At 71.7% G+C, this 14,841-nt stretch carries 14 protein-coding genes; 5 read left to right on the top strand and 9 right to left on the bottom strand.

Annotated elements, in window-relative coordinates:
* Nucleotides 1–14 precede the first annotated feature (14 nt).
* On the bottom strand, nt 15–479 hold the full coding sequence (locus HUT18_RS02040) for an Lrp/AsnC family transcriptional regulator (RefSeq protein ID WP_176097249.1): 465 nt from the start codon (nt 477–479) through the stop codon (nt 15–17).
* A 150-nt stretch (nt 480–629) separates the two neighbouring features.
* Between HUT18_RS02040 and HUT18_RS02035 the strand changes: the two genes are divergently transcribed.
* Nucleotides 630–1,136 carry a rhodanese-like domain-containing protein gene (locus tag HUT18_RS02035; RefSeq protein WP_176097248.1) on the top strand — a complete coding sequence of 169 codons (507 nt, stop codon included), beginning with the start codon at nt 630–632 and terminating at the stop codon, nt 1,134–1,136.
* Between the two features lie 57 nt (nt 1,137–1,193).
* Here HUT18_RS02035 and HUT18_RS02030 read toward each other — a convergent pair whose 3' ends face one another.
* Nucleotides 1,194–2,885 carry a DUF885 domain-containing protein gene (locus HUT18_RS02030; RefSeq protein ID WP_176097246.1) on the bottom strand — a complete coding sequence of 564 codons (1,692 nt, stop codon included), beginning with the start codon at nt 2,883–2,885 and terminating at the stop codon, nt 1,194–1,196.
* A 73-nt stretch (nt 2,886–2,958) separates the two neighbouring features.
* Nucleotides 2,959–3,435, bottom strand: coding sequence for an Lrp/AsnC family transcriptional regulator (locus HUT18_RS02025; protein ID WP_176097244.1), 477 nt, complete (start codon nt 3,433–3,435; stop codon nt 2,959–2,961).
* A 59-nt stretch (nt 3,436–3,494) separates the two neighbouring features.
* On the opposite strand from HUT18_RS02025, the gene HUT18_RS02020 reads away from it, so the two are divergent.
* Nucleotides 3,495–4,715 carry a PLP-dependent aspartate aminotransferase family protein gene (locus HUT18_RS02020; protein WP_176097243.1) on the top strand — a complete coding sequence of 407 codons (1,221 nt, stop codon included), beginning with the start codon at nt 3,495–3,497 and terminating at the stop codon, nt 4,713–4,715.
* Here HUT18_RS02020 and HUT18_RS02015 read toward each other — a convergent pair.
* Entirely contained in the window at nt 4,706–6,007 is a 1,302-nt protein-coding gene (locus tag HUT18_RS02015; RefSeq protein ID WP_176097241.1) for a GNAT family N-acetyltransferase, read from the bottom strand. The two genes, HUT18_RS02020 and HUT18_RS02015, sit on opposite strands and share 10 nt — an antisense overlap.
* Nucleotides 6,008–6,276: 269 nt before the next feature.
* The gene (locus tag HUT18_RS02010) at nt 6,277–7,854 is read right to left on the bottom strand and encodes an alkaline phosphatase (RefSeq protein ID WP_176097239.1); all 1,578 of its coding nucleotides are present in this window, start codon (nt 7,852–7,854) and stop codon (nt 6,277–6,279) included.
* A 349-nt stretch (nt 7,855–8,203) separates the two neighbouring features.
* Between HUT18_RS02010 and HUT18_RS02005 the strand changes: the two genes are divergently transcribed.
* The gene (locus HUT18_RS02005) at nt 8,204–8,614 is read left to right on the top strand and encodes a VOC family protein (protein WP_176097237.1); all 411 of its coding nucleotides are present in this window, start codon (nt 8,204–8,206) and stop codon (nt 8,612–8,614) included.
* A gap of 83 nt (nt 8,615–8,697) precedes the next feature.
* On the opposite strand, the gene HUT18_RS02000 is transcribed toward HUT18_RS02005, so the two are convergent.
* Nucleotides 8,698–10,005 (bottom strand): MFS transporter, encoded by a 1,308-nt coding sequence (locus HUT18_RS02000; protein WP_176097235.1) that lies wholly within the window; start codon nt 10,003–10,005, stop codon nt 8,698–8,700.
* Between the two features lie 275 nt (nt 10,006–10,280).
* Between HUT18_RS02000 and HUT18_RS01995 the strand changes: the two genes are divergently transcribed.
* Complete coding sequence (locus HUT18_RS01995; RefSeq protein ID WP_176097233.1) at nt 10,281–10,718, top strand: cytidine deaminase; 438 nt, start codon at nt 10,281–10,283, stop codon at nt 10,716–10,718.
* A 165-nt stretch (nt 10,719–10,883) separates the two neighbouring features.
* On the opposite strand, the gene HUT18_RS01990 is transcribed toward HUT18_RS01995, so the two are convergent.
* Nucleotides 10,884–11,717, bottom strand: a complete 834-nt coding sequence (locus HUT18_RS01990) for an alpha/beta fold hydrolase (RefSeq protein ID WP_176097231.1) — start codon at nt 11,715–11,717, stop codon at nt 10,884–10,886.
* Between the two features lie 228 nt (nt 11,718–11,945).
* Here HUT18_RS01990 and HUT18_RS01985 point away from each other — a divergent pair, with 228 nt between their 5' ends.
* Nucleotides 11,946–12,830, top strand: coding sequence for a sigma-70 family RNA polymerase sigma factor (locus HUT18_RS01985; RefSeq protein ID WP_176097229.1), 885 nt, complete (start codon nt 11,946–11,948; stop codon nt 12,828–12,830).
* A gap of 50 nt (nt 12,831–12,880) precedes the next feature.
* Here HUT18_RS01985 and HUT18_RS01980 read toward each other — a convergent pair whose 3' ends face one another.
* Together HUT18_RS01980 and HUT18_RS01975 are read right to left on the bottom strand one after the other, a co-directional pair.
* Entirely contained in the window at nt 12,881–13,537 is a 657-nt protein-coding gene (locus HUT18_RS01980; protein WP_176097227.1) for a response regulator transcription factor, read from the bottom strand.
* A 14-nt stretch (nt 13,538–13,551) separates the two neighbouring features.
* The gene (locus HUT18_RS01975) at nt 13,552–14,766 is read right to left on the bottom strand and encodes a sensor histidine kinase (protein ID WP_176097226.1); all 1,215 of its coding nucleotides are present in this window, start codon (nt 14,764–14,766) and stop codon (nt 13,552–13,554) included.
* Between the last annotated feature and the right edge of the window lie 75 nt (nt 14,767–14,841).

Raw genomic sequence — 14,841 nt, 5'->3', positions numbered from 1 at the left:
GTTGAGCCCTCGGCTCACGAATCGGCGAGCGTCGACCGTTCGACGGCCCGTCGGGGCAAGGGCGAGGAGTACACCACGCTGGTCGTGACCGAGCCGAGGGTGCTGATCCGCCCGGAGATCTCCTCGAGGTGGCTCATCGACCGGGCCGCGACCTTGATGACGAAGCAGTCGTCGCCGGTCACATGATGGGCTTCGAGGATCTCGGGGGTGGCGGCGACCAGCTCGTGGAAGGGCTTGTAGTTGGGGTGCGGGTAGCGCAGCCGGACGAAGGCCAGGATGGCGAAGCCCACGCGTTCGGGGTCCACGACCGCCGCGTACCCCTTGATGACGCCCGACTCCTCCAGGCGCCGCACGCGTTCGGTGACCGCGCTCGGCGACATCGCGACCGCGCGGGCGAGTTCGGCGAAGCTGACCCTGCCGTCGCGTTGCAGAACCTCGAGTATGTGCCAGTCGGTGGCGTCCGGTGGATTCACGGTCATGCCCCAGAAGTAGCAGGGGAATCCACGGAAGTTCAATGCGTATGCCGGGGATCATGCCTTCAGTTGTCCGCGTATCCCGCTTAGATTTCCTGTCAGAAGCCGGTCGCTCCCGGAGCGGGGGTGACCGGTACCGCTGGGAGGAGAATTCCTGTGACCGAGACCGTCCCGTCCGCCGTCGACCACCGTCCGGCCGCCGCGAACCCGGTACTGCGCGTGCCGCCCGCACCCGCCGCCGAGGCGGCGGCCTACTTCCGGGCGAGCCTGGCCTTCCACACCGACGTCTCGGACGTCGCCGCCGCACTCGCCTCGGCGACCGGTCCCGGCTTCACGCTCATCGACACCCGCTCCACCCGGAGTTGGGACCAGGGCCACGTGCCCGGCGCGCTGCACCTGCCCACCGCCCTGATACCCGAGCAGGCCGGACGGCTTCTGGACCCCGCGACGCCGGTGGTCACCTACTGCTGGAGCCCGGCCTGCGACGGCGGCGTACGCGCCGCGCTGGCACTGGCCGAACTCGGTTACCAGGTCAAGGAGATGCGTGGCGGCTTCGAGTACTGGGTGCGCGAGGGCTTCGCCTACGAGACCGCCGAGGGCCAGGAGCGCCGCCCGGCCGACCCGCTGACCATGCCCGTCGACGACGAGGACTGCGGCTGCTGAACCAACCCGCCCGGTGTCCGGCCGCACGCCGAAGCGCGGCCGGACACCTGGCGGCCCTCACAGCCGCGAGATCTCGTCCACCAGGTCGTCCAGGCCCAGCGAGCCCTGGGAGAGCGCCGCCATGTGCCAGGACTTCGCGTCGAAGGCGGCACCGTGCCGCTCGCGGGCCAGCGCGCGGCCGCGCAGCCAGGCGCGTTCGCCGAGCTTGTAGCCGATGGCCTGGCCCGGCATGGACAGATACCGCGTCAGTTCGCTCTCCACGTAGTCGGCGGGCCTGCTGCTGTGCGCGCCGAGGAAGCGCTCACCCAGCTCCGGGGTCCACAACTCGCCCGGTGCGAGGGGGGAGTCGTCGGGGATGCGCAGGCCCACGTGCATGCCGATGTCCACGATGACCCGCACCGCGCGCATCATCTGCGCGTCGAGGTAGCCGAGGCGGCGCTCGGGGTCGGAGAGGAAGCCCAGCTCGTCCATGAGCCGTTCCGCGTACAGTGCCCAGCCCTCGGCGTTCGCGCTGACCATGCCGACGCTCGCCTGGTAGCGGGAGAGGCTGTCGGCGACGTGCGCCCACTGCGCGAGCTGGAGGTGGTGGCCGGGGACGCCCTCGTGGTACCAGGTCGACACCAGGTCGTACACGGGGAAGCGGGTCTGCCCCATCGTCGGCAGCCAGGTGCGTCCGGGGCGGGAGAAGTCCTCGGAGGGCGAGGTGTAGTACGGGGCGGCGGCGCTGCCGGGCGGGGCGATGCGCGACTCCACCCGGCGTACCCGCTCGGCGAGTTCGAAGTGGGTGCCGTCCAGCTTCGCGATCGCCTCGTCCATCAGGCCCTGCAGCCACTCGCGGACCTGGTCCTCGCCCTCGATGTGACTGCCGTGCTCGTCCAGGTGCGCGAGTGCCACCCAGGGCGTGCTCGCTCCGGGCAGGATCCTCTCGGCCTCGGTGCGCATCTCGCCGAGAATGCGGTGGAACTCCGACCAGCCGTACGCGTAGGCCTCGTCGAGGTCGGCGTCGGTGCCGTTGTAGTAGCGCACCCAGCGCGCGTAGCGCTCGCGTCCCACGGTGTCCGGGGCACCGGCCACGCCCGGGGCGTAGACGTCGCGGACCCAGTCGTGCAGCGAGCCCACGGCTTCGGTGGCGCCGCGCGCGGCGGTGTCGAGTTCCGTGCGCAGCGAGTCGGGCCCGGAGGCGGCGAACTCCTCGAACCAGCCAGTGCCGCTCTTGGCCCCGGACCACTCGGCCAACTGGCCGAGGAAGGTCTCGGTGGCGCGCGGCCCCGCGGGCAGGCGGCGCTCCAGACCGAGCGCCAGGGACTCGCGGTAGCCCTCCAGCGCGCGCGGCACGGCACGCAGCCGCTCCGCGAGCGCGGACCAGTCCTCCTCGGTGTCGGCCGGGGTCAGTGTGAAGATCTGCCGGGTGGAGTGCGCGGGGGAGCTCAGATTGCTCACCGCGCGCAGGCCCTCGTCGGCCTCGTGCACGGCCAGCTCCGCCTCAAGACGCTCGCGCAAGAGCCGCGCGCACCGGCGCTCGACATCGGTGTCCGCGCCCTCGGCACGCTCCGACTCGTCGAGACGGCCGAGGGTGCGGCGGGCGAGCTCGGCCATCTCCTCCTGCCCCTGCGGTGAGTGGTCGGGCAGCCTGCTCGAACTCTCGGGCACACCCAGGTAGGTGCCGGTGGCCGGGTCGAGGGCGACGAGTTCGTCGACGTAGGTGTCGGCGAGCGCACGGGGCAGCGGGGGGTTCTTGGTCTCGGACATGCGGACATCCTCGTACGGGCGCCGCCGTCCCGTCATCAGGAAACCCCTTGCCCGGGAGGGTTCTTGCCGCGGTTCATTCGCCGGGCGGCATGACCGGCCCGCACTCCCACTGCTGGAAGATCAGCCGGGTCTCCACCCGGGCCACCTCCCGGTGCGCGGTGAACTCGTCCAGTACGAGCCGTTGCAGATCGGCCGCGTCGGCCACCGCGACATGGATCAGGTAGTCGTCGGGCCCGGTGAGGTGAAAGACGGTCAGCGCCTCCGGGAGCGCCCGGACACGGTCCACGAAGGGGCCGACCAACTCCCTGCGGTGGGGCCGCACTTGCACCGAGAGCAGCGCCTGAAGGCCGCGGCCGAGCCGCGCCGGGTCGACCTGGAGACGGTGGCCGAGGATCACCCCGGCACGCCGTAGCCGGGTCACCCGGTCCAGACAGGTCGACGCCGCGACGCCGACCTGTGCCCCGAGGTCGCGGTACGTCATCCGTGCGTCGTTCTGCAGCAGGCGCAGAATGTGCAGGTCGACCGGGTCCAGTACGACGGATTCAGTCACCGGCCGAACGTAACACGGGATTTTCGGCCAGGGCCCGGGTCGCTGTTCAGGCTGTGGCCATGGACTTCCGACTCGATGCCATGGACGCCGCGCCCGCACCCCGGGCCCTGGCCACCGAAGCCGTGCACGCCGGCCGCGAGGACCTCGCCGGTCTCGGACTGCACGCCCCGCCGCTCGATCTGTCCACCACCTACCCCTCTTACGACAGCCGTGGCGAGGCCGCCCGTATCGACGCCTTCGCCGCCGAGGGCGCCGAGCTCGACGGCCCGCCGGTCTACGGGCGGCTGGGCAATCCGACGGTGGCCCGTTTCGAGCGTGCGCTCGCCAGGCTGGAGGGCGCCGAGGCGGCCGTCGCCTTCGCCAGCGGTATGGCGGCGCTCACCGCGGTTCTGCTCGCCCGGCTCGGCGACGGGCTGCGGCACGTGGTGGCGGTGCGTCCGCTGTACGGATGCAGCGACCACTTGCTGACCGCGGGCGCCCTGGGCTCCGAGGTGACCTGGGTGGACCCGGCGGGCGTCGCCGACGCCATCCGTCCCGAGACCGGCCTGGTGATGGTCGAGTCCCCGGCCAACCCCACGCTCGCCGAACTCGATCTGCGGGCCCTCGCCCACAGCTGCGGCTCGGTGCCGCTGCTCGCCGACAACACCTTCGCCACGCCGGTGCTCCAGCGCCCGCTGGAGAGCGGGGCGCGCCTGGTCCTGCACAGTGCGACCAAGTACCTGGGCGGGCACGGCGACGTCCTCGGCGGTGTGATCGCCTGCGACGAGGAGTTCGCCCGCAAGCTGCGCCAAGTCCGCTTCGCCACCGGCGGCGTACTGCACCCGCTGGCCGGATACCTGCTGCTGCGCGGTCTGTCGACCCTTCCGGTGCGCGTCAAGGAGGCCTCGCGTACCGCCGCCGAACTCGCCCGCAGGCTGGCCGAGGACCCGCGGGTCTCCCGGGTGCACTACCCGCGGATCGGCGGCGGCATGGTCGCCTTCGAGGTGCACGGCATGCCGCACGAGGTCATCTCGGCGGTACGGCTCGTCACTCCCGCGGTGAGCCTCGGCAGCGTCGACACCCTGATCCAGCACCCGGCCTCGATCAGCCACCGCATAGTCGACGAGGGCGACCGCAAATCCGCGGGCGTCAGCGACAAACTGCTGCGGCTGTCGGTCGGCCTGGAGGACGTGGAGGACCTGTGGTCCGACCTGGACCGGGCGCTCGGCCCGGTCCGGGAAGGCACGTCTAACAGGTCCGCCGGGCGGGGTGAGCCGGTCCGGGAGGCAGCTCAGGCCTGAGTCGCCGTCCCGCCCGGCCCGTGCAGTTGGCCGACGGGGGACGGCACGGACTCCGGGGTGGCGCCGAGCGTCGCGGTGATCACCAAGGTGCCCTCCTCGACCTGGTAGTCGAGGGGGAGGCCGAGGCCGCGCATCGCGGCGACCATCCCGGAGTTCGAGGACTGCGTCACCACGTACACGTTCGCGCAGTCTGCCTGCACGGCCATCGCCACCAGCCGCCCGAGCAGTTCGCCGCCGAGTCCGCGGCGCTGCCACTCGTCCTCGACGATCAGGGCGATCTCGGTCTCGTCGCCGTCCCACAGCAGATGACCGAGGGCGACGATGCGCCCCGAAGCGGTCTCCGCGGCGAGCGTGCGGCCGAAGCGCGGACTCAGCAGATGGTTCAGATAGCGGTCCGCGTCGCCGACCGGCCCGTGGTACCGCAGCGCCAGCGTGCGGTCGGAGCAGCGCTCGTGCATCTCCTTGGCCGCGGGCACGTCGGAGGTGTCGGCCCGGCGCAGCGTGACCTCGGCGCCACGCGGCAGCGACAGGGTCTGCCGTCCCTCGGGCAGCCGGGGGCCGAGCAGGGTGTCGAGCTGGACGAGCGCGCGCACCCGGGCGAACTCGGTGGGCGTGAAGGGTAGTTGGGGCCGCTCGATGACCAACGTGCCGCCCTGCCCGGTGTCCAGGCACATGACCGTGCCGTCGAAGGAGTCCACGGGCGCTTCCCCGCCGTCACCGCTCCCGGACTTGGTGGGTACCGAACGGATCGTGCACCGACCCAGCAACTGCCGCAGCGCCAACGGGAGTTCGGCCGCGTCGAGGGCCGTACGGGTGGCGAGCGAGAGGATCCGCGTAGGGGCGTCCACCAGATCGTGGGTGTCCGCCCGCTCCATCCAGGTGTCGGTGCCCCCGGCTGCGGCCAAGGCCTCGGTCAGTTCGCCGGCCGACACGTCGACCGGCGCGCGGAGCAGGAACTCGTCCACGGTGCCCTCGGCCAGCGGGTGGGTCTGCAGGCTGAGAATGTCGACATCGCGCTCGGCCAGCGCTCCGCATACGGCGGCGAGGGCACCGGGGGTGTCGCGCACGGTCGTCCGCAGTCGCCAGAGCGTGCGCTCGGCCGCCGCCCCGGAGGCGGACGCTGCGGGACCGTGCTGCCCGGTCGCCTCCGAGGAGGCGGGCCGGGCCTCGGTATGGCTTGTCGGCGGGGCGTGTTCATGGCGACGTGGCCACCACGAACGCAGCGTCGCGAGGGCGGAGAAACCGCGGGACGGGCGGGGTTGAGGCGTCGTGTCAGACAGCTGTCGAGTCATGCATGCCACTGTGAAGGAATGGTGTTGCGTGATCACGAACGTCTTGTGTCTGACTGGTAAAGCATGGATCTGTCCAAATTTCAGCGCTTTGCCGAACCTTTGCGCCGGTCCGGGAACATGCCTTGCCTCATGTCCCCGGACGGCGGCAACTTCGGTTGTACGTACCGTGCTTGGCGGGGCGGGTGGGAGCCCGGTCGTCGAGCGTGTGAACGCCCCGCTCCGCCCGTGCTCGCCACCCTCCCGACTTGCCGACTTGCCGACTCGCCGACCTACTGACCGACGCGACCCGGCTGCAGCACCTTGGTGAACAGCACACGGCCTTCCTCGCGGAGCCGGACCGTCAACTCGCCGCTGGCGCCGTCGATTTCGACCTCGCCGTAGTTCTGCGGCGTCTCGGCGGGGGAGACGTTCGCCTTCGACGGGGCCTTGAGGAAGGGCTGTTCGGGCCCGAACGTGCCGTCCAGCGCGACGGTCGGAAAGCTGCCCGCGGCCAGCGGCCCCGAGACGAACTCCCAGAACGGCGCGAAGTCCTTGAACGCGGCGCGCGAGGGGTCGTAGTGCTGGGCGGAGGTGTAGTGCACGTCCGCGGTCAGCCAGACCGTGCCGGTGATACGACGGTGCTTGATGAAGCGCAGCAGTTCGGCGATCTGCAGCTCTCGGCCGAGCGGTGCGCCGGGGTCGCCCTGCGCCGCGGCTTCGTAGTTCGTCTTGCCGTCCGCGACCACGATGCCCAGCGGCAGGTCGGCCGCGATCACCTTCCACACCGCCCGCGAACGCGCCAACTCACGCTTCAGCCAGTCGAGTTGCTCGGCGCCCAGCAGCCCGGTGGTGTCATCGGCCTGCCGGTTGGTGGAGTTGGCGTTGCGGTACGTGCGCATGTCCAGGACGAACACGTCGAGCAGCGGGCCGTGCCGCAATACGCGGTGCACACGGTCCTGCTGCCCGCCGGGCCGCAGCGTGGACAGCGGGTAGTACTCGCCGAAGGCGCGCCGAGACCTGGCGGCGAGGACGTCGACGTCCTTCTCCGTGTACCGCTCGTCGTCCAGGATCTGCCCCGGGTACCAGTTGTTGCGGACCTCGTGGTCGTCCCACTGGACGATGGTGGGCACCTCGGCCGAGAAGGCGCGCAGGTTGGCGTCGAGACGGTTGTAGCGGTAGACGCCCCGGTACTCGGCGAGGGTCTCGGCGACCTTCGCCTTCTCCTCGGTCATGAGGTTGCGCCAGATCCGGCCGTCGGGCAGGGCGACCGTCTCGGTCAGCGGGCCGTCCGCGTAGATGTTGTCCCCACTGCACAGGAAGAAGTCGGGTTCCAGGCGGCGCATGTCCTCGAAGACGGTGAAGCCGCCGAGTTCGGGGTTGATGCCCCAGCCCTGGCCCGCGATGTCCCCGGACCAGACGAAGCGGACGTCCTGGCGACGACGGGACGGAGCGGTGCTGAAGTGGCCGGTCACCGGTTCGCCGGTACGGCGCGGGTCGTCGGGGTCCGCGAGCAGCACCCGGTAGTGGATCCGCTCGCCCGACGGCAGCCCGCGAAGACGCGTCGTACCGGTGAAGTCGGTGTCGGGGCCGAGCAGCGGCCCGCGCACCCGGGTCGGATTGCGGAACGACTCCGTCGCCGAGGTCTCCACGATCATCCGGGCGGGCCGGTCCGAGCGGACCCAGACGAGCCCGGAGTCCGTCGTGACGTCACCGGTCTGCACACCCCAACTGGCGGCGGGCCGCCCGGATCGGGCGAATGCGGGGGCCGCGGCGCCGAGCGTGGGCAGGGCGAGCCCGGCCGAGGCGGCGACGGAACCGCGCAGGACACTGCGACGGCCGGGCGCGGGGAGCGACGAACGGAATGACATGCGGACGCCTCCAAGGATGAACCGGCCGAATCCGGCCACGGTGCACGCCTACACCTACGTGGACGCCGAGGCGCCCGTACGAACCCCAAGTGAACAACGGACCCGCACCGCGCGGGAACAACGGGCCCGCAGCGCGCGTGAAGAACGACCTCGAACCCCAAGTGAACAACGGGCCATGGAACTTGAGACGCAGACCGGCTGGGCCGAAGGTCCCGGGCCGGACGGCCGATGCCGTGCGCGGAGGGCGCCGCATAGATTGTGGAAGCCCCGGGTAACCGGGTGCCCGTTCTTGTGCGGCGGCGTCACCCGGTACGCCGTCCGCTCGCAGTGAAAGGCAGGACCAGCAGCCATGCCCCTCGACGCCACCAGCCATGTGCGTATCGCCCGCCCCAGCCGTGACCTCGCCGCGGCGGAGAAGTTCTGGCGGGAGGGGCTGGGGCTCAGCGTGCAGTTCCGGACACAGGGCGGCACCGAACCGGGTGAGCACGACCTGCTGATGCTCGGCTGGCCCGGCGCAGCCTGGCACCTGGAACTCGTCCACGAGCCGGACCACCCGGTCACGCCGCAGCCCACCGAGGAGGACCTGCTCGTGCTCTACGTCGACGAAGAGGTGCCCCAGGAGGCGGTGGCCCGGCTGGAGGCCCACGGCGGTCGGCGGGTGCTGTCCCCGAACCCGTACTGGAACGAGTGGGGTGTGACGGTCGAGGACCCTGATGGCTATCGGCTGGTGTTGTGCCGGCGGGGGTGGCACAACGAGTGAGGCGGGGCGGGCGCACGACCGGCTCCCGAACGGCCTTGGCGCGGCTCGCGATGCGTGGGGCTCGCCCGCCGCGTCCAGTCCCTTCACGTGGCTGTCTCAGTCGGTGGGGGAGAAGCTTCGGTGGCCGGGGCGGAGGGGCGTAGCGGGACGCCGGTCGCCGGGCCGGGACCGGGGGCGGTCGGGAGCGTGGTGAGTGCGCGTACCTGTGGTGCGAGGAGCGCGGCGGAGGTGGCCAGGACGATGGCCGCGCCGCAGCCGACGAGCGCGCCGGACGTGCCGGTGAGCTGCGCGAGCGGACCGGCACACAGGAGTCCGAGCGGGGCGAAGGCGAGGGAGCCGAAGAGGTCGTAGGAGGCGACCCGGGACAGTGCCGCTTCCGGCACCCGCTGCTGGATGGTGGTGGACCACAGCACCGCGAAGACGTCGCCGGTGACGCCGGAGACGAACATGGCGCAGGCCGTGACCCACAGCGGAGTCGCGGTCCCGAGCAGCAGCAGCGGCAGTGCGTACGGAAACGTCGCCAGGACCGCGACGAGCACCGGACGGCGCACCCGCAACCGGGCGGCGAGACCGGCGCCTGCGACGGTGCCGAGTGCCTGCGCGGCGACGAGTAGTGACCACGCCCGCGCCCCGCCGTGCCGCTCCTCGGCCACGAGCGGTCCGAGCACCCCCAGAAACGCGTTGAGCGCGGCCACGACCACCGTGAACTGGCAGACCACCGCCCACAGCCACTGCCGCCCGGCGAACTCCCGCCAGCCCTCCCGCAGTTCGGCCCAGCCCGAACGTCGTTTCGCCGTACGACTGTTGGTGGGCAGGAGGGCGGTGAGAGCGGCACTGACCACGAAGGACGCGGCGTTGAGGGCGAGCGCCCAGCCCGCTCCGACCAGCGCCACCGTCACTCCGGACAGGGCCAGACCGAGTACCAGCGAGGTGTTGGTCGCCATCCGCAGGAGCCCGTTGGCCCGTTGCAGTCGGTCGCGTTCGACCAGGAGCGGGACGATGCCCTCCATGGCCGGGGCGAACAGGGCCGTGGCGGAACCGGCGACCACCGCGAGCGCACACAGCGCGGGCACCGGCGCCCGGTCGGCGAGCACGAGCGCCGCAAGCGCCGCGTACGCCCCGGCCCCCACCACGTCGGCCGACATCATCACCCGCGCGCGGGCCATCCGGTCGGCGAGCACTCCGCCGAAGAGCACGAACGCGAGCTGGGGCAGCGCCTGACAGGCCAGCACCAGGGACAGCGTCCCGGGCCCGGTGCCGGGCAACCCCAGCACGGCGAATGCGAGCGCCACCCGAGCGAACCCGTTGCCGAGCACCGAGACCACCCGGGCCAAGAGGAGTGCGAGGAAGGCGGGTTGACGCAGGAGTGGGGGAGTGGCGGGGGCGGTCATGGCGGGTCACGGTAGGGGACGTTGGTCGCCCGGTGCGTGGCGCCGTGGAGGGAGGGGCTGCGATCCGGACACTGTCCACACACGTGCCGGGAGCGCAGCGGGACGCTGGGGGAGATCGGCCGTCCGGTCGTGCAGGACGGCCAACTCGCTCGACGGCGGCCCGCCCTCGTCGGTCAGCCCATCCGAGAACTGGCGGGAAGCACACCGTCGATATTCACTTGCACCCCCTCGGCCCACGCGCCAACGTCGCCTGACACCCCACGAAGGCGGAGCAGATGACCACACAGACCCACCCTGTCGATCACGAACTCGTCCAGGCAGCGGCGCACGTCGCCCGTACGCGTTGCCGCGGCGACAACCACACCATGGCAGCCGCGGCCCGAGCAGTGGACGGCCGGATCGTCACCGCCGTGAACGCGTACCACTTCACGGGCGGCCCCTGCGCCGAGCTGGTCGTCCTCGGTGCGGCAGCCGCGCAGGGTGCCTACGAGCTGGAGACGATCGTCGCCGTGGGCGACCGCGGCCGAGGGGTCGTACCGCCCTGCGGCCGGTGCCGTCAGGTCCTGCTCGACTACTTCCCGGCCCTCAAGGTCGTCGTCGGCCAGGGTGAGCGCCTGCGAACCGTCACCATCACCGACTTGCTGCCCGAGAGTTACGTCTGGGCCGACCATCAGCCGACGGACGAGGAGACTCCGCCGCACGACACGGACTGACCGGCCAAAGGGCAACGGGCCAACGAAGCAACAGGCAGACAACACCGCCCAGTTCGCAACGGAGCGATCGACGCCCGATCCGCCGCCGCAGCAGCTCCCGCTCCCCGCCCGGCCCGGGCGATTGCCTCCAGGGCCGGGCGACCGCGCGTGGGGTCCTGCCGGGCGCTATCGGGCGACGGTGTCCAGAATGACGCGGGCCACCAGGGCCGGGTCGTCGTTCATCGGGACGTGACCGCAGCCGGGGAGGCGGATCAGGCGGGCGTCGGGGATGAGGCGCTTGGCGCGGATGCCCTGGCGGGGGAGGAGGATGCGGTCCTTGTTGCCCCAGGCGATCGTCACCGGCAGGCCCGCGAGTGCGTCCGTGAAGCGCAGGTCGTGGCCCGCCGCCAGGGTCGGCATGAAGCCGATGCAGTTGCGCAGCGCGAGCGTCTCCGCGACGACGGCCTCCGGCGCGCGGCGGCCGGGGCGGGCGTAGATGGTGCTCGCCAGAGCCGAGCGGCCCGCCGCCGAGCGGGACAGGCGCTCGATCATGGACAGCGGCAGGTTACGGGCGCCGAAGCGCATGGCCCGCAGGGTGCGCGAGGCGTAGATCAGCTCGCCCGCGGAGTAGAAACCGGCGGGCGCGAGTGCGGTCACCGAGCGCACCTCCTTCTGGCGGCCGAGCTCCAGGGAGATCAGCCCGCCCAGGGAGTTGCCCGCCACGTGCGGGCGCTCGATGCCGAGGGACCGGTTGAAGGCGGCGAGGACCCGCGTGATGGTCGGCAGGTCGTAGTCGAGTCCGTCCGGGAGACCGGGCGACGTTCCGAACCCGGGCAGATCCGCGGCGATCACGTCGTACTGCGCGCTGAGCGCCGGAATCACCGGCTCCCAGGCCTGCCAGTGATGCCCGATGCCGTGCAGGAGCAGAAGCGGCTCGCCGCTGCCGAAGCGGTCGTACGTGATGCTGGCGGTCTGCGGACCGCGCGGAGATTCAACGGTGAACGAGGCTGTGGCGGGCATGCGACTCCTCGGCGCTGGGATCGGTGGCGCCGTCGGTACGGACTTCGGCATCGGTACGGACTGCGGCGCGGACAGGGGGTAGACAGTTTGTCAGTACCGTCTACTGGTGGGTAGTGCCCGGGGTGGGTCCATAGTGTGGCAGGGGGCACTCCGCCGGGGGTAGTTCCCGGATATTCGCCGGGTAGCGTGCCTGGACAACGGTGACGGTCGTGGGCTGGGATGGAGTCCGTGGCCATCGAGACTGCTACCGACGTCTTCGAGGAGTACCGCCCCGTTCTCATGGGGGTCGCCTATCGGATGCTCGGCCGGGTGGCCGACGCGGAGGATGTGGTCCAGGACGCCTGGCTCCGCTGGTCCGGCAGCGACCGCTGCGAGGCACGCGAACCTCGCGCCTACCTGGTGCGCATCACCGTCCGGCGCGCCCTCGACCGGCTGCGGCAGCTGCAGTCCCGCACGGAGGCGTACGAAGGGCCCTGGCTGCCCGAGCCGCTGGTGACCGATTACGGTGCCGCCACCCCCGACACCGACGAGCGTGCGCTGCTCGCCGACTCGGTCTCGCTGGCGGTGCTCGTGGCCCTCGAATCGCTGTCGCCTCCGGAGCGTGCGGTGTTCGTGCTCAGGGAGGCCTTCGGGTTTGCGTTCGCGGACATCGCGGCCACCCTCGACCGCACCGAGTCCGCGGTACGGCAGATGGCGAGGGGAGCCCGTCGACACGTGGAGGAACGGCGTCCCTCGCGCGATGCCGATCCCCTCCAACGGCGTGTGATGACCCAGCGTTTCCTCGCCGCCGCGACCGACGGCGACCGGGAGGGCCTGCTCGCGCTCCTCGCTCCGGGCGCGCGGCTCATCGAGGACAGCGGCGCCAGGGGCGGTGCACCCCGGCGACTCGTCCGCACCGCCGACCGGATCGCCTATTTCCTCCTGGGAGGCCGCACCCGGCCGAACTCGCCGCCCCGCGCCCGTCTGGTCGAACTCAACGGGGGCCCAGGGATGGTCGTCGAACAGGGCGGCGTAATGGACGCGGCGCTGCAACTCGACGTCGTCGACCGGCGGGTGGAGTGCGTGTACCTCATGCGCGACCCGGACAAGCTGCTGTCGCTCGCGGGCGTGTGACGCCGAGCCCCGTGCGGGCCGACAGTGCTGCGCGCCGTCTGTTGACATGGTCAGGCCGGGGTGACGAAGCCGGACTCATAGGCGGCGATGACCGCCTGTGTGCGATCGCGGGCGCCGAGCTTGGCGAGTACGCCGCTCACATGGGACTTCACCGTCTCGGTGCCCAGGACGAGTTGGGCGGCGATCTCCGCGTTGGACAGCCCGCGCGCCATCAACCGCAGGACCTCCGCCTCGCGTTCGGTGAGCTGTGAACCCGGCAGGACGGCGGGTGTGGCCTCGGACCGTGCCGCGTAGCGGGCCGCCAGCGAACGCACCGCGGCGGGGAACAGCAGCGAGTCGCCCTCGGCCACCAGGCGCACCGCGTGCACGATCTCGGCGGGCCGCGCCCGCTTGAGGAGGAAGCCCGCGGCGCCCGCGCGCAGGGCCTCGTAGACGAGCTCGTCCTCCTCGAACGTCGTGATCACCAGGACCTTCGGCGGCTCCGGCACCGTCTTCAGTACAGCACGCGTCGCCTCGATGCCGTCCATCAGCGGCATCCGTACGTCCATGGCGACCACATCGGGGCGCAGTTGGCGCACCAGCGGGACCACCGAAGCGCCGTCCTGCGCCTCACCGACCACCTCGATGCCGTCCGCCGCCTGGAGGACGGCCCGCAGACCGGCGCGGACCAGCGGTTCGTCGTCTACCAACAGGACGGTGTGCGGCATCGGATCAGCGTAGGTCACGAGAGCGGAAGCCGGACGCTGACCTGCCAGCGTCCGTCCCTCGGCCCGAACTCGGCCCGCCCGCCCAGGAGTTCTGCCCGCTCGCGGATGCCCCGCAGCCCCGAGCCGCTACGGCCACCGCTGTCCTCGGCCACTCCGAGCGGGTTGTCGACATCGAGCTCCAGGCGTCTGCTCCCCGCACTGACCCGGACGCGCACCGGCACCGGTCCGGCGTGACGCAGCACATTGGTGAGGGATTCCTGGAGCATGCGGTACGCCTCGCGGGACAGCGGGCCGGGGAGGGTGTCGAGGGCCCCGGTGAACTCGGCGCGCACCTCCGCGCCCGCCGCACGGGCGGAGTCGAGCAGTGACTCCGCCTCGTGCAGGGCCGGATGCGGGACCGGCGCCCTGTCGTGCGCCCGCAGGGTCCGCAGTACGCGGTCCAGGTCGTCGAGTGCCGTGCGGCCGGTCTCCTCGATGGCGGCAAGCGCCCGGTCGGTGAACTCCGGGTCGTCGATCGCGCGTGCCGCACCGGCCTGCACCACCGCCACATTCAGCGCGTGGCCCAGCGAGTCGTGCAACTCCCTTGCGATGCGGTGCCGTTCGAGAAGTTGCTCGGTGCGCTGTTCCAGTGCGGCAAGACGCTCCCGAGGCGAGGGCCCGAGCAGTCTGCGGGCAGCCGCCGCCATACCGGCACCCAACACGGCGACCACGACGGTCAGGACGAGCGGAGGCAGCGGTATCAGGAAGGCGTACGCCCAATGGGAACCGCTTGGTTTGATCCAGGATTCGGCCTCACCCGGCGCACCCGAGGCCGCGCCGACGAAAGAGAGGGTGAGGGCACCCGCCTGGCCCGTGCACAGGGCGACCAGGCAGCCCACCTCCAGGCGCAGGACCAGCCAGAGCGCCGTACGGGCCCGGTCGCTTCGCGAGGCGGACGGGGCCGCGGCGATGTCCGGGTCCACCCCCGCGCCCTTGCCGGGGGCGTGCGCGCCGGGGAACAGCATCACCCGCGCCTGGATCCCCTCGGCCAGACGCACGGCGGGCACCAGGGCGGCGAGCAGCAGCGCCGGGATCGGCACCACGAGGATCAGCGCCCACTGGGCACCGGACAGCCCGACCAGCCCCGGGTAGACCGCCGCGCAGAGGAAGGCGAAGAAGGAGCCGACCAGCATGTGCAGCCAACGGGTGAAGGTGACCGCCGAGAACAGCGGTCGCAGGAGTGCGGACATGCCGTCATCCTCGCAAATGCCCAGGTCGTCGACTTCCCCCGAGCGAGGGAGAAAGAGCCCACGGTGGAGGGAGGT

It is taken from the genome of Streptomyces sp. NA04227 (assembly GCF_013364195.1).
In the GTDB taxonomy this organism is placed as follows: domain Bacteria; phylum Actinomycetota; class Actinomycetes; order Streptomycetales; family Streptomycetaceae; genus Streptomyces.
This window is presented reverse-complemented; position numbering and strand designations above follow the sequence as displayed.

Bases quoted from the DNA above. Each gene is read 5' to 3' on its own strand.
- HUT18_RS02040 (WP_176097249.1), bottom strand. From the start codon at position 479: ATGACCGTGAATCCACCGGACGCCACCGACTGGCACATACTCGAGGTT.
- HUT18_RS02030 (WP_176097246.1), bottom strand. From the start codon at position 2,885: ATGTCCGAGACCAAGAACCCCCCGCTGCCCCGTGCGCTCGCCGACACC.
- HUT18_RS02020 (WP_176097243.1), top strand. From the start codon at position 3,495: ATGGACTTCCGACTCGATGCCATGGACGCCGCGCCCGCACCCCGGGCC.
- HUT18_RS02015 (WP_176097241.1), bottom strand. From the start codon at position 6,007: ATGACTCGACAGCTGTCTGACACGACGCCTCAACCCCGCCCGTCCCGC.
- HUT18_RS02010 (WP_176097239.1), bottom strand. From the start codon at position 7,854: ATGTCATTCCGTTCGTCGCTCCCCGCGCCCGGCCGTCGCAGTGTCCTG.
- HUT18_RS02005 (WP_176097237.1), top strand. From the start codon at position 8,204: ATGCCCCTCGACGCCACCAGCCATGTGCGTATCGCCCGCCCCAGCCGT.
- HUT18_RS02000 (WP_176097235.1), bottom strand. From the start codon at position 10,005: ATGACCGCCCCCGCCACTCCCCCACTCCTGCGTCAACCCGCCTTCCTC.
- HUT18_RS01995 (WP_176097233.1), top strand. From the start codon at position 10,281: ATGACCACACAGACCCACCCTGTCGATCACGAACTCGTCCAGGCAGCG.
- HUT18_RS01990 (WP_176097231.1), bottom strand. From the start codon at position 11,717: ATGCCCGCCACAGCCTCGTTCACCGTTGAATCTCCGCGCGGTCCGCAG.
- HUT18_RS01980 (WP_176097227.1), bottom strand. From the start codon at position 13,537: ATGCCGCACACCGTCCTGTTGGTAGACGACGAACCGCTGGTCCGCGCC.
- HUT18_RS01975 (WP_176097226.1), bottom strand. From the start codon at position 14,766: ATGTCCGCACTCCTGCGACCGCTGTTCTCGGCGGTCACCTTCACCCGT.